Origin of the sequence: Variovorax sp. PBL-H6, assembly GCF_901827155.1 — a bacterium.
Lineage (GTDB): Bacteria > Pseudomonadota > Gammaproteobacteria > Burkholderiales > Burkholderiaceae_C > Variovorax.
On record NZ_LR594659.1, the window covers coordinates 2,960,647 to 2,985,117 of the forward strand.

At 67.4% G+C, this 24,471-nt stretch carries 21 protein-coding genes; 13 read left to right on the forward strand and 8 right to left on the reverse strand.

What is annotated here, in order from left to right; all coding sequences use genetic code 11:
* The first annotated feature begins 95 nt into the window (after positions 1-95).
* From G3W89_RS13930 to G3W89_RS13965, 8 genes are read left to right on the forward strand one after another with little or no spacing between them, the layout of a single operon-like run.
* Entirely contained in the window at positions 96-1,067 is a 972-nt protein-coding gene (locus G3W89_RS13930) for a VOC family protein (RefSeq protein ID WP_162574633.1), read from the forward strand.
* Entirely contained in the window at positions 1,064-2,071 is a 1,008-nt protein-coding gene (locus tag G3W89_RS13935) for a Bug family tripartite tricarboxylate transporter substrate binding protein (protein WP_232076539.1), read from the forward strand. The genes G3W89_RS13930 and G3W89_RS13935 overlap by 4 nt, the downstream gene beginning before the upstream one ends.
* Before the next feature lie 22 nt (positions 2,072-2,093).
* Positions 2,094-3,257, forward strand: a complete 1,164-nt coding sequence (locus G3W89_RS13940; protein ID WP_162574634.1) for an FAD-dependent monooxygenase — start codon at positions 2,094-2,096, stop codon at positions 3,255-3,257.
* A 26-nt stretch (positions 3,258-3,283) separates the two neighbouring features.
* The gene (locus G3W89_RS13945) at positions 3,284-3,505 is read left to right on the forward strand and encodes a recombinase-like helix-turn-helix domain-containing protein (RefSeq protein WP_106554704.1); all 222 of its coding nucleotides are present in this window, start codon (positions 3,284-3,286) and stop codon (positions 3,503-3,505) included.
* Positions 3,506-3,518: 13 nt separating this feature from the next.
* Positions 3,519-4,556 carry an aromatic ring-hydroxylating oxygenase subunit alpha gene (locus G3W89_RS13950; RefSeq protein ID WP_162574635.1) on the forward strand — a complete coding sequence of 346 codons (1,038 nt, stop codon included), beginning with the start codon at positions 3,519-3,521 and terminating at the stop codon, positions 4,554-4,556.
* A 32-nt stretch (positions 4,557-4,588) separates the two neighbouring features.
* Entirely contained in the window at positions 4,589-5,560 is a 972-nt protein-coding gene (locus G3W89_RS13955; protein ID WP_162577478.1) for a PDR/VanB family oxidoreductase, read from the forward strand.
* 27 nt (positions 5,561-5,587) lie between these two features.
* A complete protein-coding gene (locus G3W89_RS13960) occupies positions 5,588-6,694 on the forward strand; it encodes a porin (RefSeq protein ID WP_162574636.1) in 1,107 nt (368 codons plus the stop codon).
* A complete protein-coding gene (locus G3W89_RS13965) occupies positions 6,606-7,073 on the forward strand; it encodes a type II toxin-antitoxin system VapC family toxin (RefSeq protein ID WP_162574637.1) in 468 nt (155 codons plus the stop codon). The genes G3W89_RS13960 and G3W89_RS13965 overlap by 89 nt, the downstream gene beginning before the upstream one ends.
* 119 nt (positions 7,074-7,192) lie before the next feature.
* Here G3W89_RS13965 and G3W89_RS13970 read toward each other — a convergent pair whose 3' ends face one another.
* From G3W89_RS13970 to G3W89_RS13990, 5 genes are all read right to left on the reverse strand, one after another.
* Complete coding sequence (locus tag G3W89_RS13970; RefSeq protein WP_162574638.1) at positions 7,193-7,648, reverse strand: hypothetical protein; 456 nt, start codon at positions 7,646-7,648, stop codon at positions 7,193-7,195.
* Between the two features lie 185 nt (positions 7,649-7,833).
* Positions 7,834-9,120: an MFS transporter gene (locus tag G3W89_RS13975; RefSeq protein WP_162574639.1), complete on the reverse strand. Its 1,287-nt coding sequence runs from the start codon at positions 9,118-9,120 to the stop codon at positions 7,834-7,836.
* 115 nt (positions 9,121-9,235) lie between these two features.
* Positions 9,236-11,959, reverse strand: a complete 2,724-nt coding sequence (locus tag G3W89_RS13980) for a CoA-binding protein (RefSeq protein ID WP_162574640.1) — start codon at positions 11,957-11,959, stop codon at positions 9,236-9,238.
* 14 nt (positions 11,960-11,973) lie between these two features.
* Complete coding sequence (locus G3W89_RS13985) at positions 11,974-13,260, reverse strand: ATP citrate lyase citrate-binding domain-containing protein (RefSeq protein WP_162574641.1); 1,287 nt, start codon at positions 13,258-13,260, stop codon at positions 11,974-11,976.
* A 150-nt stretch (positions 13,261-13,410) separates the two neighbouring features.
* Positions 13,411-16,050 carry a LuxR C-terminal-related transcriptional regulator gene (locus G3W89_RS13990; RefSeq protein ID WP_232076542.1) on the reverse strand — a complete coding sequence of 880 codons (2,640 nt, stop codon included), beginning with the start codon at positions 16,048-16,050 and terminating at the stop codon, positions 13,411-13,413.
* A 157-nt stretch (positions 16,051-16,207) separates the two neighbouring features.
* On the opposite strand from G3W89_RS13990, the gene G3W89_RS13995 reads away from it, so the two are divergent.
* The 5 genes from G3W89_RS13995 to G3W89_RS14015 are packed head-to-tail and all read left to right on the forward strand — an operon-like array spanning position 16,208 to position 20,775.
* Complete coding sequence (locus G3W89_RS13995; protein WP_162574643.1) at positions 16,208-17,212, forward strand: Bug family tripartite tricarboxylate transporter substrate binding protein; 1,005 nt, start codon at positions 16,208-16,210, stop codon at positions 17,210-17,212.
* A gap of 35 nt (positions 17,213-17,247) precedes the next feature.
* Positions 17,248-18,108 (forward strand): enoyl-CoA hydratase/isomerase family protein, encoded by an 861-nt coding sequence (locus G3W89_RS14000; RefSeq protein ID WP_162574644.1) that lies wholly within the window; start codon positions 17,248-17,250, stop codon positions 18,106-18,108.
* Positions 18,105-19,322, forward strand: coding sequence for a CaiB/BaiF CoA transferase family protein (locus G3W89_RS14005; protein WP_162574645.1), 1,218 nt, complete (start codon positions 18,105-18,107; stop codon positions 19,320-19,322). Before G3W89_RS14000 ends, G3W89_RS14005 begins: the two co-directional genes overlap by 4 nt.
* 2 nt (positions 19,323-19,324) lie before the next feature.
* Entirely contained in the window at positions 19,325-20,044 is a 720-nt protein-coding gene (locus tag G3W89_RS14010; RefSeq protein WP_162574646.1) for an enoyl-CoA hydratase-related protein, read from the forward strand.
* Positions 20,041-20,775 (forward strand): NAD(P)H-dependent oxidoreductase, encoded by a 735-nt coding sequence (locus tag G3W89_RS14015; protein WP_162574647.1) that lies wholly within the window; start codon positions 20,041-20,043, stop codon positions 20,773-20,775. The genes G3W89_RS14010 and G3W89_RS14015 overlap by 4 nt, the downstream gene beginning before the upstream one ends.
* 27 nt (positions 20,776-20,802) lie before the next feature.
* Here the strand turns inward: G3W89_RS14015 and G3W89_RS14020 are convergent, their stop codons facing one another.
* The 3 genes from G3W89_RS14020 to G3W89_RS14030 all read right to left on the reverse strand — a co-directional run bounded on the left by G3W89_RS14020 (position 20,803) and on the right by G3W89_RS14030 (position 24,436).
* Positions 20,803-21,570 carry a class II aldolase/adducin family protein gene (locus G3W89_RS14020; protein ID WP_162574648.1) on the reverse strand — a complete coding sequence of 256 codons (768 nt, stop codon included), beginning with the start codon at positions 21,568-21,570 and terminating at the stop codon, positions 20,803-20,805.
* 86 nt (positions 21,571-21,656) lie between these two features.
* On the reverse strand, positions 21,657-23,699 hold the full coding sequence (locus G3W89_RS14025) for a PAS domain S-box protein (protein WP_162574649.1): 2,043 nt from the start codon (positions 23,697-23,699) through the stop codon (positions 21,657-21,659).
* Positions 23,699-24,436, reverse strand: coding sequence for a winged helix-turn-helix domain-containing protein (locus G3W89_RS14030; protein ID WP_162574650.1), 738 nt, complete (start codon positions 24,434-24,436; stop codon positions 23,699-23,701). The genes G3W89_RS14025 and G3W89_RS14030 overlap by 1 nt, the downstream gene beginning before the upstream one ends.
* Between the last annotated feature and the right edge of the window lie 35 nt (positions 24,437-24,471).

Consider the following 24,471-nt stretch of genomic DNA (forward strand, 5'->3'; position numbering starts at 1 on the left):
AAACAGCACGGAACCGGCTTTGCCGGGCCGTCGGTGTTGCCCCCGGTGAGGGGGTGGGCGGCTACACCAAGTGAGCCAACCTGGGGGAGAGCCATATGACAGTTATTGGAATCGACCAGATCACCTATGCGGCAGACGACCTGCCGACCTGCCGGCGCTTCTTCTCCGATTGGGGACTGGCGCTGAAGTCCGAGACGGCGGACGAGCTCGTCTTCGAGTGCCTGAATGGCTGCCGCGTGGTGGTCGCCGCGTTGGACAAGCCCGGCCTGGCGCCGGCCATGGAAGAGGGCCCGACCCTGCGAGAAGTGGTGTGGGGCGTCGAGAACGATGACGACCTCAGCCGCTACGCGAAGGCCATCGCAGAGGACGCTGGCTTCGTCGACGCAGAAGCCGAGGGCGCGCGCCGCATCGGCTGCACCGACCCGAACGGACTGGCGGTGCGCCTGCAGGTCAGCCGCAAGCGCAGCATCGAGGTCGATTGCGGCGCCATGAACACCTGGAACGCCAAGCCTCGTGTGAACCAGGCCGCGCCGGTGTACGAGCGCGCCACGCCGATCGAGGTGGGCCACGTCGTCTTCTTCGTCGCCGACGTGAAGACCACCGCCGAGTTCTATGCGCAGCGCTTCGGCTTCGTGGGCTCCGACAGCTACCCCAACCGCGGCGCCTTCCTGCGCTGCGCGCCCGACGGCGGGCACCACGACCTGTTCCTGCTGCAGCTGCCCTCGGGCAAGCGCGGCCTCAACCACGTCGCCTTTACCGTGCGCGACATCCACGAGGTTTTCGGCGGCGGGCTGCACTTCTCGCGCTGCGGTTGGGAGACCCAGCTGGGCCCGGGCCGGCACCCGATCTCGTCGGCCTACTTCTGGTACTTCAAGAACCCGGCCGGCGGCCTGATCGAGTACTACGCCGACGAAGACCAGCTCACGGCCGAGTGGCAGCCGCGCGAGTTCGAGCCGGGCCCGACCGTGTTCGCCGAATGGGCGGTCGATGGCGGGCTCGACGGCGAAACCCGCCGCCAGAAGAACGCCGAAGGCCCGCAGGGCAAGTTCATCACCGAGAAAAAATGACTTCGAAGACCATGCAACGACGCACCTCCCTTTTGTCCCTCGCTGGCGCCGCCCTGATGGCGCTGGCCACCGTCACCGCGCACGCACAGACCGCGGTCGAGAAGCAGCTCTCGAGCGACCGCTTCACCATCGTCTCGCCGTTCCCGCCCGGCGGCCCGGTCGACACGCTCGCACGCGTGCTCTCCGAAGGCCTGGCCAAGCGCTACGGCCAGGCCGCGCTGGTCGAGAACATGCCCGGCGCGGCCGGCAACATCGGCATCGACAAGGTCAAGCGCGCGAAGGGCGACGGCCATACGCTGCTGGTGGTGCCGGCGGGCAACCTGACCATCAATCCGACGCTGATGCCGAACTTCCCCTTCGACATCGAGAAGGACTTCGTGCCCATCACCATGCTGGCCAAGGCGCCCAACGTGCTCGTGGCTTCGCCCTCCGCCGGGATCAGGAGCGCGAAGGACCTGGTGGCCCAGGCCAAGGCGAAGCCGGGCACGCTGTCCTATGCCTCGCCCGGCGTGGGCAGCGGCCTGCACCTGGCGGGCGAGCTCTTCAAGCAGCAGGCCGGCATCGACCTGCTGCACGTGCCCTACAAGGGCACCGCGCCCGCGCTCAACGACGTGCTGGGCGGCGTGGTGCCACTGATGTTCAGCAACCTGCCGGCCACGCTGCCCTTCATCAAGAACGGCAAGCTGATCCCGCTCGGGGTGACCGAGGCCAGGCGCAGCCCGGCCGCGCCGGAGATTCCGACGCTGGCGGAGCAGGGCATCCAGGGCGTGGCCGTGACCTCCTGGTATGGCCTGCTGGCGCCGGCTGGAACGCCGCCCGAGGTGGCCGAGCAGTTGGCCAGGGATGCGGCGCAGATGCTGGGGCAGCCCGAGGTGCGCGAGCGCCTGAAGGCGCAGGGCATGAGCGAGGCGACCATGAAGCCGGGCGAATTCACCGTCTACATGCGCGACGAGACCGCCATGTGGGCCAAGATCATCAAGGCCCGCAACATCGTGGCCGAGTGAGCGAAAAGGACGCAGACAAGCCATGAAGACCAGCGAATCCAGCATCGGCATCGTCGGCGCGGGCATCGGCGGACTGGCCGCCGCCATCGCCCTGGCGCGCACGGGCCACGAGGTCGTGGTGTTCGAGCAGGCGAAGCAGTTCGCCCGCGTGGGCGCCGACATCAACCTCACGCCCAATGCCGTGCGCGCGCTCGATGGCCTGGGCGCTGGCGAAGCGGCGCGGGTGACCGCGGCGCGGCCCACGCACCGCATCAGCCGCAACTACGACACCGGTGAGGAGACCTCGCGCCTGGAGATGGCCGAGACCGCCGAGCAGAAGTACGGCGCGCCGCAGCTCACCATTCACCGGGCCGACCTGCTGGCGTCATTGGCCGAGATGTTTCCTGCCGAGCGCGTGGCACTCGGCAAGCGGGCCTCGAAGATCGCGGCCGACGAGGAGGGCGTGAGCCTCTCCTTCGAGGACGGCAGCAGCGCCCGCGTCGGGGCGCTGATCGGCGCCGACGGCATCCATTCCGCGGTGCGCGGCGCCATGTTCGGGGCCGAGAGCCCGCGCTTCACCGGCATCGTGGCGTACCGCGCGGTGGTGCCGGCCGAGCGCGTCGCGGGCGTGCCGAACCTCGGCGCCTTCACCAAGTGGTGGGGGCCCAATCCGCAGAGCCAGATCGTCACCTTCCCACTGAATCGGGGCAAGGACATCTTCATCTTCGCCACGACCCCGCAGGACAGCTGGCACCTCGAATCCTGGACCGCCCCCGGCAGTGTGGACGAACTGCGCGAGCAGTACGTCGCCTACCACCCGGAGGCACGTGCGCTGCTCGATGCCTGCGACACGGTGCTCAAGACCGCGCTGTACGAGCGCGACCCGATGCCGGCCTGGGCGAAGGGCCGCATGGCGCTGCTTGGCGACGCCGCGCATCCGATGCTCCCCTTCATGGCGCAGGGCGCGGGGATGGCGATCGAGGATGCGGTGCTTCTGGCCCGCCATCTCGAAGGCGTTGCGATGCGCGACATCCGCAGCGCGCTGCAGCGCTACGAGGGCGCGCGCCTCGAACGCACGAGCCAGATCCAGCTGGGCTCGCGCGGCAACAACTGGCTGCGCGAGGGCGGCAATGCGGACTGGGTCTATGGCTACGACGCCTGGACCGTGCCGCTCGCCGCGACCGCAGCCACTGCCGCAACAGCCTGAATCCATCTCTTCCCACGGAGGCCACGATGCAACAAGACCGCTACCTGCAACCCCACCAGGCGCGCCAGCGCCCGGCGACCACCTACGAAGACCTGCTGGGCGATGCGATCGAGCGCGCCTTCGGCGACGGCGTCCACGACCTCGCCGGGCTGGTCGAACGGCTCAACGACAGCGGCCTGGCCACGCCCGGCGGCCAGCGCTGGACCGAAGACCTGTACCGCCAGGAAATGGCGAAGCTCGGCGCCTGAGGAGAACAGCACCATGACCACGATTGCCATCCAACCCGTCGCGCAAGACCCGGTGGACCAACTGCTCGAGATCGGCCTGAAGGATCTCTGGTACCCGATCTGCCCCTCCCATTTCATCCGCGAGAACCCCGTGTCGCTGCGCCGCCTGGGGCGCAAGCTGGCCCTCTGGCGCGACGGCGAGGGCAAGCTGCATGCGCTGGAGGACCGCTGCCCGCATCGCGGCGCGCCGCTGTCGCAGGGCGTGATCCTGGGCGACCGGCTGTCCTGCCCCTATCACGGCGTCGAGGTGCGCCATGACGGCGTGGTCATGCGCGTGCCCGGCAGCCCCGGCTGCAAGCTCGAGGGCTCGCAGGCCACGCGCCACTTCCACGTGGAAGAGCGCGCAGGCGCGGTATTCCTCTACAACGGGAAGGAGCCGGTGGACGTGCCGCCGCCGCTGGCGCTGCCCGAGCAGCTCTCGGACGATGCGCAGTATTCGTCCTTCCTCTGCTACACCGAGTGGAAAGGCGACTACCGCTACGTGCTGGACAACGTCATGGACCCGATGCACGGCACCTTCCTGCACAAGCAGTCGCACTCGATGGCCGAAGGCGATTCGCAGGCCAAGTTCGGCATCCGCCCGACCGACCACGGCTTCGTGTTCGAGAAGGAAGGCCAGCGCAACGTGAACTTCGACTGGACCGAATGGGCTGACACCGGCATCCACTGGATGCGGCTGGAGATCCCGTATCCGCGCACCGGCGGGCCCGGTGGCAACTTCATCATCATCGGCGCCTTCTCGCCCATGCCCAACGGCATGACGGCGACCTTCTTCTGGCGCGTGCGCAAGCTGCCGTCCGGCTGGGAACGCGACACCTGGCGCTTCCTCTACAAGAACCGGCTGGAGGCGCGCCACTGGCACGTGCTGGAGCAGGACCGCGTGATGCTGGAGGACATGGAGCCCGATGCCAACCAGCACGAGAGCCTGTACCAGCACGACCTCGGCATCGTGCGTCTGCGTCGCCACATGCGCAACCTGGCACAGGCGCAGCTGGAGCAGGCCGCGGCCTGAGGTTGCCTACGCTTTTCCAGAGGTCCATGCCCATGTCTTCCCCTACGCTCAATGCGCTCGTGCACACCATGCGCTACGAGGCCGAGGGCATCGTCAGCGTCGAGTTCCGCCCGGCTTCGCCCGAGGTGGAGTTCCCCGCCTTCGAAGCCGGCTCGCACATCGACCTGCACCTGCCCAACGGCCTGGTGCGCAGCTACTCGCTGTGCAACCCGGCCAGCGACCGCCAGCGCTACGTCGTCGGCGTGGCCAACGACCGCAAGAGCCGCGGCGGCTCGCGCTACGTGCACCAGCAGCTGCGCGTGGGCATGACGCTGCCGATCTCCGCACCGCGCAACAACTTTCACCTGGAGGAGGGTGCGGAGCGCTCGGTGCTGGTGGCCGGCGGCATCGGCGTGACGCCCATCTGGTGCATGCTGCAGCGCCTGGCCGACATCGACAAGCCGGTGGAGCTGATCTACTGCGCGCGCACGCGCAAGGAAGCCGCCTTCTGCGATGCGATCGACGCACTGGCGCGCGAGAGCAAGGTCGCGCTGACCTGGCATTTCGACGCAGACAAGGGCGCGCCGCCCGACCTCGGGACGCTGCTGGCCGGCAAGAGCGCAGACGATCATTTCTATTGCTGCGGCCCGGCGCCCATGCTCGATGCCTTCGAGAAGACCTGCGCGCAACTGGGCTACGCGCATGCGCACATCGAGCGCTTTTCTGCCGCGCATGTCGAGGCACCCAGCGCAACCGAGACCTACGTCGTGGAGTGCGCAAAGAGCGGCAAGAGCGTCGAGGTGCCGCCGGGCAAATCGATCCTCGACAGCCTGATCGACGCCGGCCTCAACCCCGACCACAGCTGCAAGGAAGGCGTGTGCGGCGCTTGTGAAACGAAGGTCATCTCGGCCGGCGAAATCGAGCACCGCGACGGCATCCTCACCAAGGCCGAACAGGCCGCGAACAAGACCATGTTCATCTGCGTCTCGCAGTGCAAGCGTGGCCCGCTGGTGCTCGACATCTAGTTTCCCAACTCCACTCCCAAAACTCCAATGAAGAAATCCCTTGTGGCCGCGGCCGCATGCGCGGCTGCGGCCGGCGCCTGCGCGCAATCCTCCTCCGTGCAGCTCTTCGGCGTCGTCGATGCCGCGGTCACCTACACCACCGGGTCGGGCTACGGCTCGTCCAGCAAATGGCAGTTGACCAACAGCGGCAACAGCTTCAGCCGGCTCGGCTTTCGCGGCAGCGAAGACCTCGGCGGCGGCCTGGCCGCGAGCTTCTGGCTGGAGGCCGGCCTGCAGAACGACAACGGCACGGGCTTCAACTCGAACACCAACAACCAGGCCAGCGGCGCAGCCGGCCCCGGCCTGCTGACCTTCAACCGGCGCTCGACCGTGAGCTTCTCCGGCGGCTTCGGCGAGCTGCGCCTGGGCCGCGACTACACGCCGACCTTCTGGAACACGGCGCTCTACGATCCCTTCGGCACCGGCGGCGGCATCGGTGCCAACCAGCTCTACTTCTCGGGCCTGGGGGGTCTCACGTCACCGACGGGCACGCGCGCCTCCAACAGCATCGGCTACTTCCTGCCGCCCAACCTGGGCGGCTTCTACGGGCAGGCGATGGTCGCGATGGGCGAGAACGACAACCGCTCCGTGCTGCCGGGCACGCTGATCTCGAACCGCGACGACGGTGACTACGCCGGGGTCCGGGTCGGCTATCTCAACGGCCCGTTCAACGTGACGCTCGCCACCGGCAAGACGCGCTACGCGACCGGCGACCTGCGCGTGTCGAACATCGGTGCCTCGTACGTCTTCGAGTCGCTGATGAGCCTCAAGCTGATGGGCGAGATCTACAGCGAATCGCTCGGTGCGGTGGACGGCAAGGGCGCGCTGCTGGGCTTCAGCCTGCCGGTCGGCGTGGGCGAGATCAAGGGTTCATACGCGCGCTACAAGCGCGAGCCGGTGGGCAACGTGCCGGAGCCCACGACCTCGAAGCTCGCGCTCGGCTATGTCTACAACCTGTCGAAGCGCACGGCGCTGTACGGCACCCTGGCCTATCTGCGCAACCGCAATGGCGCGACGCAGTCGCTCGCCGGTTCCATCACGGCGCCGAACCGCGCTTCGAGGGGGACGGAGTTCGGCATTCGGCACGCGTTCTGAGCTGGCACGCTCGGGCCAGCCCTTCATCGCAGGCCAACGGCTCGACGACCTGTTCGTCAGCACCGTCACCTTGGCCGAGATCCGCTTCGGTATCGAGGCCGTCGGCGATCCAACGCGGCGCGCCGAACTGAGTGAGTGGCTGGAGCACCGAGTGCGGCCCATGTTCGACCAGCGCGTCATGGAGGTGTCCGAGGACGTCATGTTCAGGTGGCGCCTCCTTGTAGAAGAGGGCCGCAAGGGTGGCCACACGTTCTCGCAGCCCGATCTGATCATCGCTGCAACCGCTCTGCAGCACGGGCTGACCGTCGTGACCCGCGATACCGGGGACTACAAGCTCACGCGAGTCCCGCTTTTGAATCCGTGGGTCGCCGACACTTGATGGCTTGAGTCTGCGACCGCCCTCCGGAAGCCCTCGGTCGAGGTCTTACCTATGGCGAAGAAACACTGACGCAGGTTTCCACGACGGAGCCGACGCGCACATTCATCCTTGGAAACCGCCTAGTCCAGATACTCGAGGAACAATGGAATGACGTCCTGGAGGAAGGTCGCTTCTCCTTCGGCAATGCTGCGCGGCTCCACGTCGAAATGGATGAAGGTGCCGTAGGGAGAGCCGTCTTCGCGCCGCAGCAGCCGGCCGTGATAGGACTCGACCAGGCCGTCGTAGGGGCTCACCTGGTGCTGGTCCTTGGAAGCATGCTGGGTCGTGAACTCGCCCTCGCGGATCGCGAATTGGCAGAAGCGCTTGTCCAGCGGGACGGCCTTGAGCCAACTTCGATATTCGGCATTGCGGTCGAACACATGGACCGCCTCCATGATCTCGCCGTTCAGCTTGTAGATGGCCGTGTAGCGATACGGCGTCCTGTCGTTGAGCAACGCCAGCGCAGGATGGATCCCATGATTGGCAAGAACGTTGCGAACCGCCGCCGTCTGGGCGGGCAAGTCGATCTCGTGCATGAGCATCTTGGGAAGGCGAGCGGCAGGCCCGGTGTGAATCGTTGCCGCAAATTCTAGGAACGCTTCCCACCGGTACCTGACTTCGGTCGCGAATCTCCCCGGCTGCGCAGGGCGATTGGCCCGCTGCCATCTTCAGGTCATCAGCCGGTGCTGATCCAGCAAGCCTTGCGAGGCAGGTCGTTCATTCACCGCTTCCGGTACAGCGCCAGCGTCGCTGCCAGACCGCACAGCGCCGCGATGCTGATCCAGTAGGCCGGCGCCGCCTTGTCCGCCGTGGCCTCGATCAGCCAGGTGGACACCGCCGGCGTGAAGCCGCCGAACAGCGCGGTGGCCAGGCTGTAGGCGAGCGAGAAGCCGACCACGCGCACCTGCACGGGCATGACCTCGGTGAGCGCGACCACCATCGCCCCGTTGTACATGCCGAAGAGGAAAGACAACCACAGCAGCACGTCCAGCAAGCGGCCGAAGCTGGGCGCCGCGGCCAGCCACGACATGGCGGGGTAGGCCGTGAGGACGGCCAGCACGCTCATGGCGATCAGCATGGGTTTGCGGCCGATGCGATCGGAAACAGCCCCGCCCACCGGCAGCCAGAAGAAATTGGAGACGGCGACCAGCAGGGTGACGAGCAGGCTGTCCTTCGCGCTCAGGTGCAGCACGGTGCGCCCGAAGGTGGGCGTGTATACGGTGATCAGGTAGAAGGTGGCGGTGGTCATTGCCACCAGCAGCATTCCGGCCAGCACGATGCGCCAGTTCTGCCGCATCGACAGGGCGACCTCGCGCGTGGTCGGATGGTGGGTGCGGGCCTGGAACGCCTCGGTCTCTTGCAGCGAGCGGCGCAACACGAAGATGCAGGGGATGATCATGCAGCCGACGAAGAAGGGGATGCGCCAACCCCAGGCGATCAGGTCCTCGGCCGGCATCCATGCGTTGAGCGCGAAGCCCAGTGCCGCCGCCAGCACGATCGCCACTTGCTGGCTCGCCGACTGCCACGCCGTGTAGAAGCCCTTCTGGCCGGGCGGGGCCATCTCCGACAGGTAGACCGATACGCCGCCCAGCTCGGCTCCCGCGGAAAAGCCCTGCAGCAGGCGCCCGAGCAGCACCAGCGCGGGTGCGACCAGGCCGATCGAGGCGTAGCCGGGCACGAAGGCGATCAGCACCGTTCCGCTGGCCATGATCGCGAGGGTGACGATCAGGCCCTTGCGGCGACCGACTTCGTCGATGTAGGCGCCCAGCACGATGGCGCCCAACGGCCGCATCAGGAAGCCGGCGCCAAAGACCGCAAAGGTCAGCATCAACGAGGCGAAGTCGCTGCCGGAGGGAAAGAAGGCCTTGGCGATCGAGGTCGCGTAGAAGCCGAACAGGAAGAAATCGAACTGCTCGAGGAAGTTGCCGCTCGTCACGCGCAGCACGGCGCCTAGCTTGGAGCTCGAGGCAGGCGCGGGCGCGCCGTCGGCCAGGATGGCGGAATTCATGGGGACTCTCCAGTGCTGTATGAGGTTTTTGGCGGAGAAGGAATGGCCAGGGACCGCAGACCCTATTTCAGGCGTGCTTGCGGCACCCTGACCGGCAGTTGAATGCGCGCCCTGTTCAGGCCACGAACTTGCAAAGCGACGCGACGGTGCGGGTGTCCATGTTGCGGCCGCGGTTGAGGTGGTCGTCGATCTCGGCGGCGCAGCCCAGCATGCGCGGGTACAGGAAGATCGTGAACGCGGCCGTTTCGAGTTCGCGCTCGCCGATGTCTCCGGACTGCAGCGGCTTCCACAGCATCTTCAGCAGCAGCGCGGCAATCACCGCGTCCACGTTCACGCAGTAGACGTTGCGCGAGACGCCGGCATCGAAGAGCTGCTGCACCAGCGCGCGGTAGAAATCGTGAAACACGTTGTGGTCGCCGCGCGCCTCGCGCAGCTTCGCGATGAACACCTCGCGCGGGTCGAGGTTGACCGGCTTGTCCTTGAAGACCGGGTGGTTCACGCCCGGCAGCTTGGCGATGTCCAGGCTGCCCGCGCTCTTCTTGCGCGACTTGTACTGCGCGTACTGGTCGACGGCCTTCGCTGCCAGGGCCTGGAGATCGACGCCGTGGTCCATGGCGCCAGGGTCCTCGAGGCCGCTGCCCTTGAACTGCTCGATCAGGTAGGCGATGCCCTCGTAGCCGTTGCCGCCGTGCGCATAGCCGGTGTGCGTGAGGAAGCCGACGAGCGCCTTGTTGAGCTGCACACGCTCGGGCTGCTCGGGCCCGTCTGCCGACACAGCGCCCTTTGCGCCTTGGGCCGAGATGGCCCCAGGACCATTGGTGAGCAGCAGCCCGACCAGCGTCTGGAAGGCGAACAGGTCGGCCTCGCCCGGCGTGCGGCCGAGGAGGGCGGCGAAGGCGATCTCGCCCAGGCTTGCACTCTCCAGCAACTGCTGCTGCGAGATGCCGCAGAAGCGGCCTTCCTCATGGCGCGCCGCATCCGCCGAGGCACCGATGAGCGTGCCGAAGAGCTGCAGCCACCATGGGAAGTTCTGCGCCGTCAACAGCGAGATGCGCTTGCGGGACAGCGGTCCCCACGCCAGGGTGGCCGAGATCGCGGCCAGCACGGCCGCCTCGGTCGGATGGCCGGGGAGACTCTGCAGCCATCGCAGGAACACCGAGCGCCCGCCACGCGCCTGCACGCCGGCCAACAAGGCCTCGGCGCGGGTGTCGAGCGCGTCGCTTGTGAGCGTTGGCGCGCCCGCCATGTCGATTTGCCCCAGGTCGAAGCTGTCGCTGAGCGAAGCGCCGAATTCGTTGCCCAGCCCCGCGGCATGGAAGCGCTCGAGCATGAAGCCCAGCGCCTCGCGCGCCGCCTGCTGGCGCTTCGGCCCGACGATGGCTGCCGCGCCGGCCAGCACCGCATTGGGTGCATTGCCCGCCTCGCGGCTGGCTTGCGCCGCGGCGAGTTCGGGACGGCCATGCAGGTTGACCTGGGCGGCAATCGCGGGCGCGATCAGCCGGCGGTCGTTCTCGCCACCGGCGTCGTGCAGCAGCGCGAGCGCCACGTTGGATTCCAGCGAGCGTGTTGCCGCGTCCAGCATGGTGGTGCCGTGCAGGCTGCTGACCTGCGTCTTCGCATCCATCTGCGAGGCGCCCGAGGCGTCCTTCATGGCCTGGCGCGGCACCACGCCGCCGATCTGCGTGTTGAGCAGCGCCACCTGTTCGTTGTAGGGCGCGAGCGCCTGTACCACTTGCGGACGCAGCTCCTGGGGCAGGTCCAGGCCTTCGTCCGAGCCGAACCAGGGCTTGAGGGCCAGCGTGCCCTCGGGCGCGAAGTCGGGCAGGCTCGCATTGGCGCGCATCACCGCCGTGAGCGCGGCGGGGATGTGGGCGATGTTGGTGACCAGTGCGCCCTTGGCCGAGAACACCGGGTTGTCGGGCGTGAAGATCGCGTCGACGCCGAACTTCTCCAGGAACCAGCGCTCCTTGGCCAGCGCGTCGTCCGAGCCGCCGGCCATCGCGCCGGCATGGCCGACCGCGCGCGTGAGCTTGCTCTTCCAGCGCCCGACCACGCAGGCGACGACCGGCTTGGTGAACGTCGCGTCCAGCTCGTAGTAGCCGCCCGGCTCGCAGTACAGCACCGCGGCCTTGCTGCGCGCGTCGTTGGCCAGCGCGAAGGCAAACTCGGGCGCGGCGTAGTGGATGTAGACGTCCTTGCCCGACGAGATGACGGTGGTGGTGCCCCAGCCCGCCATGCGCAGGTACTGCGCGATGGTGGTCGAGAAACCGCCGGAGTTCGAGAAGATCGCGATCGAGCCTGGCCGCAGCGAGTCGCCGGGCTTGTCGCCGCCCAGGGCGCCGCCGATGCGAACCTGGTTCCACGAGTCGGCCACGCCGAGGCCATTGGCGCCGAAGATGTCGATGCCGTTCTGCTGGCCCATGGCGCGGATCTCGCGTGCGTCGTGCACGGCGATCTTCTCCGTGATGATGAAGATCTTGCGCAGTTCCGGGTTCACGCGGATCAGTTCGGCCACGCCGTCGCGCGCCGCCGAGGGCGGCAGGTACACCACGCCGCAATCGAAGCGATGGCCCGCCGCCAGCCCGTCGCGCACGTTGTTGAAGACGGGGATGTTGCCGATCGGCGTCTCCAGCACCGCGCCGCCCTTGCCGGGCGCGGTGCCGAAAACCACGTTGCCGCCGGAGTAGGCATGGCTCACCGGCGTCACCTCGCTCGATTCGCCGCCGAGGATGTTGAGCACGCAGACGCGGTCCTCGCGCGAGGCGACCTGCGTGAGCGAGCTGATGCCCACGTGGTACTTGAAGCCGCCCACGCCTGTCTTCTGCCAGCTGGAGTGCATGATCTTTCTCCCTTTCAAGCGGCCGTCGGGGCCTGGATGCCGAGGCATGCGGCGACCTGCCCGCGCCCGCCGGCCTTCATCCACGTGTTGACCTTGCGGGCGAACTGGATCACCTCGCTCATGTCGGAGTCGAAGCCGAAGAGCCGATACGGCAGGCCCAGCGCATCGCAGGTGTCGCGCAGGGCGCCCATGCCGCGCACCAGGTTCGGCCCGCCGCGGCCCAGCACCACGTACAGCGGCGTGGGGCCGTGCTGGCTGAAGTGCTCTCGCAACGCATCGGCCATCGCGCGCAGGGTCTCGAAGATGTCGGTGTTGTTGCTCTTGCCGCCGATGATGAAGAGCACGTTGGCCTGCTTCAGCCAGTGCTTGAAGCAGATGCGCGCCACCTCCTTCATCTTCTCGTAGGGCGGGTTGCCGCCGAAGTCGGAGCTGATGATCGCGTCGTCGCCGAGCATCTCGGTCACCAGCGAGTTGGCGCCGCCGCCGAAGGTGGGGGCGAGCACCGTGCCGTTCTCGTTGATCACGTACACGTCGCTCTGGCCCTGGTGGGTGCGCAGGGTGTTGATCTCTTGCTCGAAGTCGGAATAGTCGGCCGCGAACAGGTGCGGCGGCAGGCCCAGGCGCAGCCAGCGCGGGTCGTCGCGGTCGAAGCCGCACTTGAAGTCGCAGGCCACCGGCGTGAGCCGGCCCTTCTTGTCCTCGCGCATGCGGATCGGGTTGAGTTCCAGCGTGGTCATGCCGAAGTCGTGGAACAGCTCCCACAGCTTGGGCAGCTGCTGCACCAGCGGCGAGATGATCTCCTTCGGCGCGCCGATCTCCGTCAGGGCATTGGCCACCACGAAGGCCTTCAGGCCGGTGAGCGGGTCGAAGGGCACCGTGGCGACCTGTGTCTTGTCCAGTTCCTCGATGTCCATCCCGCCCATGTGCGTGAGCGTCATGGTCGGGGCGCGGAAGCGGGTGGAGTCGCTGATGGAGAAGTAGACCTCGTGCTTGGCCGGCACGCCCGCCTCGAACGTCACGCCATTGGCCTTGGCCTTGACATGGCCCACTGTGTGCTCTGCAAAGTAGAGGCGCTCCTTCTCGGCCAGTGCGGTCTTCAGGTCGCTGGCGCGGCCCAGCAGGCCGGCCTTGCCCTTCTTGCCGATGCCGCCCTTGAAGACGGGCTTGACGAAGATGAGCCCGTACTTGTCGATCAGCGCCTTGATTTCCTCTTCGCTGGCCGCGGGGCCCAGCACCTCGGTGGCGGGAAAGCCCACGAAGTGCAGCAGGCGTGCGCCGTGCAACATGCCGGTGATCTGCATGGTCGATGTCTCCTGTAGTGCGCGAACTGCGCCGTGGGCTGCCCGCGTCTCGGGAGGCCTCGGAGAAATCGTAGGAATCGAAGCTGTCGATCCGCCGTCAGTGCGGTGAGGGTAAGTACGGGTGGCGCGAGCGCCCGCGCCCAAGGCCTTTCAACGCGTCGACCTTTCGCGAAGCAGGGCCAGTGCCTGGTAGCGTTTGCCGACGCCCAGTTTGGCGAAGACATTGCGCAGGTGCCACTTCACCGTCTCGGGCGACAGGCCGAGTTCGCGCGCGATCTCCTTGTTGGGCAGGGCCTGGGCCAACAGCTGGGCGATCTCTTCCTCTCGTTGGCTCAACGCGACGCCTGGCGCTTGTGCTCTGGCCGGTGCGTACTCGACCATCGCACTCAGCGCGCTGGCGCGCAGCGGGCCGAAGCCAGCGGCGGCCCGGAGTCGATCGGCATGGAAAGCAAGCATGGTCTCATGACCGTTGAGCGCAAGAGCTTCGCAGAGAAAGTCCGGCACATCCGGATGCGCGTCGAGCAGACTGCGCACGAGCCCGAGTTGCGCACCCAGGCGCAGTCCCATCAAGGCATGCCGTGCTGCGCTCTCACGCGCGCCGAGTTCACGGTCCATCACGGCATGCTGGAAGTGCAGGGCGGCCACACGACGATGCCGGCCGCGTCGGCGACAGAGTTCGATCAGCGTGGCGATGCGCTTGCGCGCGAGCTCGAAGCGCCCCTGGTACATGAGCACGAGGATCTCGGCGCGGTCCGCCACGACGGTGACTTCGCTCAAGGTCGTGCCCTCCGCGCGATCGTAGACCGCGCGCAGGCGGGTGGTCTTCTCCCATGCGGCCTGTGCGGAGGCGGGGTCCTGTCGAAGCAGGTGCAGTCGCAGTTGCTCGAGCAAGGCATAAGACGTCAGCCGGTCGAGCTTGCGTGCGTCGGCATAGGCCTGGAGTTCGGACGCGATCCGCAACGCATCGTCGATGCGGTCCTGGAGGGCGTGGCTGCGGCAGATGGCGAGCATCACGCGCAGCAAGGTATCGGGCAGCGAACGATGCTTGATGTCGGCGAGCCGCGGCTCCAGCGCCAGCACCCCGCGCAAGTCGCCGAGTTCGTACAGCGTTTCGCCGAGCAGGCCAGTTGCGAGGGCCGCTGCATCGATGCAGGCCGGGTCGGTCTCGCTTCCCGATCGACAGTCCTCGAGCACGTCGCGATAGGTGCGCTCGGCCGCGTCCATCCGGCCTTCGAGCGCGAGACTCAGCCCGGCCATGCAGCGGCCGGTCAGCGAACCGAACAAGGTGCCGCGCGGCGCGGCAATGAGTTTGGCGGCGGCTCGCGCCTGCACGTCCCTCGCGCGCTGGTAGTCGTTGCGGTAGATGTGGATCCACGAGAGCACGTTGCGCTCGGCAGCCAATGTGATCTCGTCCACCTCGGGGTCGGCTTTCGCGCGCGGGTCGGCAAGAAGCCCGGCCGCCGCCTCCATGTCGTCGAGGAAGACGGCGAGCCAGCATTTGAGAACCCGCATCCGGCGACGCGTCGAACGATCACGTCGGCTCACATCGCGTTCCAGCGCGGCGATCATGACGGCGCAATCGTTGAAGCGATGCTCCATCAAGGCGAGCAGCGTGATCCAGAGGCGCAGGCGCGGGCGATGCAACGAGGAGGACGGCAGCACCAGCCGGACCAGCGCGGCGAGCGGCTCGTGCTGGCCCGATTTGAACAGGTCGCCGGCCCAGCCCTCGACCAGATCGGCTGCGCGCCGGGTGTCGCCGGAAGCCATCGCTTGCCGCACCGCGTCGGACTGCCGGCCGCATTCCGCAAGATGGATGCTGGCGAGGCGGTGTGCATTGCGCCGGGTCGTGGCCGGCTCGCGCGCGAACAGCCGTCGAAGGCGCGAGGCCAGCGTCGGATGCAGTTGCCACCAGTTGCCGTCGCCTTGCGTTCGGGTCAGGAAGCCGGTGGTTGCGAAGCGCTCCAGGAATGAAGCGCATTCGGCCGGCGGACTCCTGCCGAGATGCGCTGCCAAGGTGGTGTCGAAGGCTTCCGCGCAGGACAGCCGCATCAGCATCCGGCGTTGATCGAGGCTCAACGTGTCGAGCACCTCGGCGTCGAGGAGGTCGAAGGCTTCGCCCAGCCATGCGTCCTGCCCTAGCCCGGCATTCACCGCGCGCCCGATCGACGCAACCGCCATGCCCCATCCACCAGCCGCCTCTTGCCAGCCTTGCACGCTTGCTTCAGCCGACGCGAAGGCGCGCGGGCCCAGCTGCCAGCGCCACAGCGCTTGTGCTTCGCTTGCGGTGAATGCCAGGTCGTCGGCATGAAGCTCGAGCAACTGGTCGTGCTCCCGCAATCGGCCCAGCGAGAGCGGCAGATGATCGCGGCTCGCGAACACGCACTGCAGATGCGGCGGCGCATGGTCGAGCAACGGCTGCAGGCCTTGCAGGACGGATGCATCCGGCAGGAGATGCAAGCCATCGAACACCAGGGCGATTCGCCGCTTGATGGTGCCTGCCGCTCGCACCAGCGCAATGGCGACGCGGACCAGCGCTTCGTCGTCCTGCTCGGGCAAATCATCCGGAAGTACGCCTGCAAGCGCAGGGTCCGCCTCGGCGCAACGCAACAGCAGCTGGCCTGCCAGAGGCGCGCTCCCATCCAGCCAGACCAGCGTCGTGCGCCTCGCGCTCGCCTTGCGCGCCCATGTTCGCAGGAGCGCCGTCTTGCCGCTGCCGGCCGGCGAGGTGATGACGATGCAACGCAGCTCTCGCGCCTGCTGCAGGACATCCAGCAGGCGCGCTCGCGGCATCGGCGTGTTGCACGATGGACTGCCGGAGGATGGGGTTCGGTGCACCGCGCGATTCTAGACAGGGGTCCGCCCGCCCACCCGTTTCGGGTGGGTCGTGCAATGGCGGAATAACCAAGAATGACCGGACGGCGCCAGAGACAGTGCCGAGGAGACCCACATGACACCATCCACCCTTGGCCGCCGCGCCTTGCTCGGTTTCGCGATTGCCCTGAGCTTCGCGGCCATCACAGCGCCCGTCGCGCCCGCGGCGCATGCCGCCGACTACCCGGACCGTCCGGTCAAGATCGTGCTCGGCTTCGCACCCGGTGGCGCCACCGACGGCTTGGCGCGTGTTCTTGCGCGCATGCTGAGCGAGCGCATGGGCCAGCAGTTCATCGTCGACAACAAGCCCGGTGCCGCCACCCGAATCGGCATCGAAGCTGCGCAAAAGGCGCCGGCCGATGGCTACACGATCGGACTTGCGACGGCCGTCACCACCGCCTTCCCATTGATGTTCGACGGCGTGACTTTCGCGCCCGGCAAGGACTTCGCGCCGATCTCGATGCTCGGCCGTGCGCCGACCTTCCTGATGGTGCGCAAGGATCTTCCTGCCAAGGATTACAAGGAGTTCGTCGCCCTCGGCAAGAAGGACGGCAAGCTCACGCTCGGCCACCCCGGCAACGGCAGCAATCCCCACATTGCCGGGCTCGCGCTTGCACGCGCGGCCGGCATGCCGGTCACGCCGATTCCGTACAAGGGCACGCAGCCCACCGCGACCGCCGTTGGCGCGGGCGAGGTCGATTTCGCGATGATGGAATACGCAGTCGCGCGGCCGATGGTCGAGGCCGGCAAGGCGCGGCTGCTGGCGGTGACCGAGCCCAGGCGCTCTGCCATCCAGCCTGACGTGCCGACCGGCCGCGAGCTGGGCATCACCAAGGATGTCGAAGGCCTGACGCCCTGGTTCATCATGTTCGCGCCGATCGGCACACCGAAGCCGGTCGTCGATGCGCTGAACAGGCAATTGCGCGAAGTTCTGGCGATGCCTGAAGTGCGGCAGCAACTGGCGCAGCTCGGCGTGGAGCCCGAATCCAGCTCAACCGCGGAAGCCGCGGCCTATTTCAACGACCAGCGTGCGCGCATCAACAAGCTCGTCGGCGAACTGCAGCTTTCGCTCAAGAACTGATCTGGCAGAGCGAAGATGAAAATTGGAACGATTGCATGACCGCCGGCCAAGCCGATCAGTTCGAGGTCGCCACGCTCCATGTGGCGGCAGGCGTCGCGGAGTTCGTTCACGAGCAGCCGAAGGCACGCAACCCGCTCGGGCAGCCGTTGCGTCGCGACTACGTGCGGATGCTCGACCGCATCGAGGCCGATGCATCGATCCGCGTGTTGATCCTTCGTGGCGCGGGCGGCAGCTTCAGCGCGGGTGGCGATGTGCGCGAGATGACGGCGAGGCTCGAGCATCCCGAACAGCACACGCCCGAGACCACGCGCCGGCGGATCGAGAACGACAACGCATGGCTTCAACGGCTGCTCCAGTTGCGCGCGGTCGTGATCGCGGCGGTCGATGGCGCGGCATTCGGTGGCGGCTTCAGCCTCGCGCTGCATGCCGACCTCGTGCTGGCCACACCTGGCGCGTGCTTCTGCATGTCCTTTCCCCGCATCGGTGCCGTGCCCGACTTCGGCGCTCACTACCTGCTGCAAAGAATCGCCGGCCTCGGGGCCGCGCGCGAGTTGTTGATCACCGGACGAACCATCGACGCGCAGGAAGCGCGCAGCCTGCACATGGTCCACGCGATCCACCCTGCCGATCAACTGGTCGAGCGTGCGCGCGAGACGGCACGTCGCCTGTGCACAGGCCCGGCCGAGGTGTTCGCCACGACCAAGCGCCTGCTCAACCAGAGTGCGCAAGCAGACTACCGCGCGATGGGCGCGCTCGAAGCCGAGGCCCAGGGCAGCGCGATGAGCGCCGACTACCACCATGATGCAGCCCGTCGGTTCACCGCCAGGCAGCCGCTCGCCTACGACTGGGATCGCGACGCACGCGACCTCGGGTTCCAACCGGACGACCGAACGTGACCACCAAGACCTCCACCCGCACCGGCCCCCTCGCCGGGCTGCGCGTGATCGACATCTCCACGATCGTCGCAGCCCCGACGGCCGCCGCATTGCTCTGCGACTATGGCGCCGACGTGCTGAAGATCGAACTGCCTGGCCTGGGCGATGGTCTGCGCACCTTCGCACCTTTCAAGGACGAGAAGTCTCTCTGGTGGAAGGTGCTCAACCGCGACAAGCGGCTGGCTTCGCTCGACCTGCGCAAGCCCGAGGGCCGCAAACTCTTTCTGAAGCTGATCGCGCAGGCCGACGTGCTGATGGAGAACTTCCGCCCCGGCACGCTGGCTGGCTGGGGCCTCGACGCGCAGGTCTTGTGGGAGGCGCAGCCGCGCCTCGTCATCCTGCGCGCCACCGCCTTCGGGCAAGACGGCCCCTACAAGGACCGCCCGGGCTTCGCCCGCATCTTCGAAGCCATGGGCGGCATGACCTACATCACCGGCGAACCCGAGGGCCAACCGATGCACGTCGGCTACCCGATCGGCGATTCGATCGGCGGGCTCTTCGGTGCGTTGGGCGTGATGTCGTCGCTGTGGAAGCAGGCCCGCGATCCCGATGCACGCGGCGAAGAAATCGACCTTTCGATGACGGAAGGCGTGATCAAGTTGCTGGACTTCCTGACGCTCAAGCAGGATCTGCTCGGCGAATCGCATGGCCGTTCGGGAAACGTGAGCCAGTATGCGGCTCCTACGGGCGTGTATGCGACGCGCGATGGCCATTGGGTCTCGCTCTCCGGCAGCACCAACGCGCTGTATGCACGCAACTGCCGCGCCATCGAGAGGCCCGACCTCGTCGATGACCCGCGGTTCAGCCGCAACATCGATCGCTGCCGTCACGCGGATGCCATCAACCGCATCTTCAGCAACTGGTTCGGCACGCACGACCTCGCCGACGTGCTCGCGCGCTTCGAGGCGTGCGAAGGCGCCATCGCACCGGTCTATTCGGCGAAGCAGATTGTCGAAGACCCGCAGGTGCGCGCGCGTGGTTTCCTGAAGTCGGTGCAGGACGAGGACTTCGGCGAGGTCCGCATCCCCGGCGTCGTGCCGCGCTTCGGCAACCACGTGTGCGCGCCGCAGCGCACCGCGCGCGGTATCGGCGCGGACAACGACGAAGTGTTCGGTGGGCAACTGGGCCTGCCGGAAGAAGAGCTTGCGCGACTGCAACGGGACAAGGTGATCTGACGATGAGCGACATCAACATCCGCCGCGACGAAGGCGTGCTGAGCCTGGAGATCAACCGTACCGGCAAGCGCAACGCCGTCGACCTGCCGATGTTCGATGTCCTTGCGCGCGAACTCGCGAATGCCAACGCCGACGATGCGGTGCGCGCCGTTCTGCTCTGCGGCGCGGGCAACGGGTTCTGCGCGGGGCATGACCTGAAAGCCTTCGAGCAATGGCCGCAATCGCCCGATGATCCGGTGCCGCGCTTTCTGCACGCCCTGGCTGCATTGCGCAAGCCGCTGGTCATCGCGGTTCAAGGGTGGGCGGTGGGCATCGGTGCGACGTCGCTGCTGCATGCGGACTGGGTGGTGGCTGCGCCGGACGCATCGCTGCGCTTTCCGTTCCTCGACCTCGGCATCGCGCCCGAGGCGGGCAGCAGTCTCCTGCTGGCGCGTGCGGTGGGCTTGCTGCGTGCACGCCGGCTGTTGCTCGGGGCGGAGCCGATCGACGGTCAAACTGCACATGCCTGGGGCCTGGTGACCGAGTTGCGGCCCGCCGATCAACTGCGTGCGGCTGCGATCGACCGCGCCGGAAAACTGGCGAACAAGTCGCCGTCCATGTTCAAGCGGGTGAAAGACTGGCTCGCGCTCGACACCGATCTGCATGCGCGCATTGATGAAGAGATCGAGGCCATCAACGTGGCGGTATTGGAAAGGCGCAAAGCCGGGGAGGGCAACGCATGAAGCGCGCACACATCGTCTACTGCCATCCCGAGCCCAAGTCTTTCGTCGGCGCCATGGCGGCCAGAGCGCGTGCGAGTCTCGAGCGTGCAGGCTGGCAAGTCACGATTTCAGACCTCTACGCCAAGCGCTTCAACCCCGTCGCAAGCGTCGAAGACTTCGGCAGCCGGGGCAACCCGGAGCACCTCGTCTACTCGCTGGAGCAACGCCATGCGCGCGAGCATGGCACGCTGGCGAAGGACATCGTCGACGAACTCGAACCCGTGCTGGCTTCGGAGTTGCTCGTGCTCGCCTTTCCGGTCTTCTGGTTTTCCGTGCCCGCGATGCTCAAGGGCTGGTTCGACCGGGTGCTGTTGTCCGGAACTTTCTACGGAGGTCGCCGCGTCTACGACCGCGGCGGCATGAACGGTCGCAAGGCCATCGTGCTGACCTCGCTGGGCGGACGCGAGCACATGTTCGGCTCCGATTCGATCCACGGCGACCTGACAACGGGAATGCTGCGCCACATCATGCAGGGCACGCTCGGCTACGTCGGCTACGAGGTATACGAACCCTATGTGGCCTTCCACGTGCCTTACGTGACGGAGGAAGCGAGGCGCGAGATGCTGGCCTCGCTCGACCAGCAGATCACCGCGCTCGATCAGCGGAAGACCTTCGACCTGCCGCGCCTTGGCGACTTCGACGAACAGTTCAAACCAAAAGGCAGCCAGACATCTGAACAGCCTTGCCAATGATCGTCCCCAGCCGAGCCATAGACTGACCTAATCCTTGTAGCCGGGATCGATGCGGTCGAGCTTGCGGATCAGCGCCGGCCAGACGAAGGCGCCGCCGAGGCCGCCGGTCTGCACCTTCAGCGCCTGGCCCACGCCTTCGATGATGCGCGGATCCACTTGAGTGAGCTCGCCGCCACCTGCCTGCGCGGCGATCTGGATCTGGCAGGTGTTCTCGAAGGTGTACATCGAGAGGAAGGCGTCGGCGATGGTCCTGCCCACGGTCAGCAGGCCGTGGTTGCGCAGCACCAGGAAATTGGCTTCGCCCATGTCGGCCTGCAGCCGCGGCTTCTCGTCGTCGCGGAATGCCACGCCCTCATAGTCGTGATAGGCCAGCGAGGCCAGCACGAAGGTCGACTGCTGGCTGATGGGCAGCACGCCGTTCTTCTGCGCGCTGACGGCGATGCCGGCTCGCGTGTGGGTGTGCAGCACGCACTGGATGTCGGGCCGCGCCGCATGGATGGCGCTGTGAATGACGAAACCTGCCGGATTCACAGGGTAGGGCGAGGTGATCACCTTGGTGCAATCCTGGTCCACCTTGACCAGGCTCGACGCCGTGATCTCGTCGAACATCAGCCCGTACGGGTTGATGAGGAAATGGTGCTCGGGTCCCGGCACGCGCGCGCTGATGTGGGTGAACACGAGGTCGCTCCAGCCGTAGAGGGCGACGAGCCGGTAGCAGGCCGCGAGGTCCACGCGCAGCTGCCATTCCTCGGCGGAAACGAGCTTCTGGATTTCGGAATGCGTGGAGGTGTTCATGGCGATGCGCGGCCCTGTGGGTTCGGATGGCCGATTTTCAGGAAAGCGCAGCAGGATTCCAACGGGGGAAAACGCCGGGTCGCCGCTCAACGGGCAGCGTTGAGCACCCTGGCCATCGCCTGCTCGAGGTCGGTCCGCGTGTAGGGCTTGCGCAGGAGGGCCCAGCCTTGCGGCTCCTCGAGCAGTTCGCCCGAGTACCCGGACATGAGCAGCACCGGCAGTCGCGGCAGGCGCTGCCGCACCACGTCGGCCAGTTCGGTGCCGCGCATGCCGGCGCCGAGCATGATGTCGGTCAGCAGCAGGTCCACGCCGTGGCCGGCCTCGAGCACTCGCAGCGCCTGCTGCGCGTCCGCACAGCCACTGACCTCGCAGCGCATCGACACGAGGAACTTCTGGACAACGTCCCGGACTTCGGCATCGTCCTCGACGAGCAGCACGCGCAGCCCGGCGGGTACCTCGCCCGGCGGGCCGGCATCCGCGCCTTCTCCGGTCGCGTCGTCGAGGTGGACGCGCGGGAGGAAGAGGGTGGCCGCCGTCCCGTTGCCCGGAGCGCTTCGAAGGGTGATCGATCCGCGCGATTGCTTGGCGAACCCATAGACGGTCGAGAGGCCCAGGCCCGTGCCGCGGCCGCTCTCCTTGGTCGTGAAGAAGGGCTCGAAGGCGCGTTCCTTCACCGCCTCGGACATGCCTTCGCCGGTGTCGGAGATCGTGATCGCGACGTAGCCTTCCCCGTCGGCAGGCCGGGCATCGAGCTCCGCGGGCAGTGTGCTCGCGGGATGGCAGCTGAACGCGAGCGTGCCTCCCTGCGGCATGGCGTCGCGCGCGTTGATCGCCACGTTCAGGAGTGCGGATTCGAGCTGCACCGGGTCCGCCATGCACAGGACCTCCTCGGCGTCGAGCGTGATGACGATGCGCTGGTCGAGCGTGCGGCGCAGCATGTCGGTGAGAGAGCGCAGCAGCGCAGCCGCGTCGACGACCGTGGGCTGGAGCACCTGGCGCCGTGAGAACGCGAGCAGCTTGCTGGTCAGTTCGGCGCCGCGCCGCGTCGCGCGCGCCGCGGCACCGACCAGCTGCTGGACGAGCGGATCTCCGGCACAGGCAGGCGCTTCTTCCAGCACCTGCAGGTTGCCCGAGATGACCGTCAGCAGGTTGTTGAAGTCGTGCGCGACGCCGCCGGTCAGCTGGCCCACGGACTCGAGCCGCTGGGCATGGTTCAACGCGTCCTCGCTGCTGATGCGCTGCAGAACCGTGGCGAGCATGTTCGACAACGATCCGAGGAAACGCGTCTCGTCATCGCCGAAGTTCCGCGGCGCGCGGGAGCGGACCGCCAGCACGCCGATCGTCCGGCCGCGGTCTGCCAGCGGCACCGAGAGCTCGCACACCCATCCGGCTTCCAGCTGGTGCGCGGGCATCTTGAATCGTTGCTCGTGGGCGTAGTCGCCGATCAGGACCGGCTTGCCTTCGGTCACCACGTAGCCGTAGGAGGACCCGTGCTCGTTCGCGATGCGTTGTCCGATCACTTCATGGGGCGGCAGTCCCACGCCTGCCGCGACGCGGAACTCGAGCCCGCTGGGTTCGAGCAGCAGGATCTTGGCCATGTCCATGTGGAGCGCCTCGGCGGCGATGACGGGAACCTGGTCCAGCAGGTCCTGCGACTCGCGGGCGTCCACCGCGAGCCGCCCGAACTGCGCCAGGTGCTCCGCGTAACGGGCCCGCTGCAGCGCCTGCTTCACGCGGGGGTATTCCGCCACACTGCGGATCGCCGCCACCACGTAGGGCAGGCCCTGGTCCTGCAGCGGACTCAGGGCGATCTCGACCATCACCTCGCTGCCGTCGCGCCGCTTGGCCACGAGGTCCATCTGCATGCCCATGGGGCGCGTCCGCGGATGATGGGCGTAGGCATCCCGGTAGGCGGCGTGTCGGGGGCGGATCGCGTCCGGAACGAGTTCATCCACGGACATGCCGAGCAGCTCCTCGGCCGGGTAACCCAGCAGCGCGAAGGCGGCCGGATTGGCGAGCTTGATGGCACCCTGCGAGTCGACGAGGAGAAGCGCGTCGGGATAGGCGGCGAAGAGGGACCGGAAGACCGTCTTGTCATCGAACTGCGGGACGAGCGGCGACTCGGCCATCAGGGCGCCTCCACCTTGGAGACGAGGATGTAGCCCGCGCCCCGCACCGACTTGATGATCTGCGGGTTGTTCGGGTCGGCCTCGAGCTTGCGCCGCAAGCGACCGATCTGGACGTCGATGGTGCGGTCGAAGGGGCCCGCTTCGCGGCCGCGCGTGTGCTCCAGGAGAAAGTCGCGCGACAGGACGCGCCCCGCGTGGGCGGCCAGCGTGTTGAGCAGGTCGAACTCGCCCGTGGTCAGGGGCACCTCGCTGCCCCGCGCATCCAGCAGCCTGCGTGCCGACGTGTCGAGCTCCCATTGGTCGAAGCGCAGGAGCGTGCCGCCGGCGCCCTTGTCCGCACCCTCGCGGGCGCTGACGGGCTCCGCCGGTGCGAGGCGCCGCAGCACCGCCTTGACGCGGGCGACCAGCTCGCGCAGGTCGAACGGCTTGGTGACGTAGTCGTCGGCGCCGACCTCGAGTCCGACCACCTTGTCCACGGCGTCGCCGCGCCCCGTCACGATCACCAGCCCGCAGCGCCAGTGCTCCCGCAGCTGGCGCGCGATGGCAAAGCCGTCCTCGCCCGGCAGGCCCAGGTCGAGGAGCACGAGCGACGGCGCGTCGCGGGACATGAGATCCATGAGGGCCGCTCCCGAATGCAGCTGGGTCACGCGAAAACCGTGGCCGGCGAGGTAGTTGGCAAGCAGCAGCGTGATGTCTGCTTCGTCGTCCAGGACGGCAAGGTGGGTGGTCGTGCTCACCCGCGCCATGTTAGCGCCAAGCCCGAAGCCTCGAC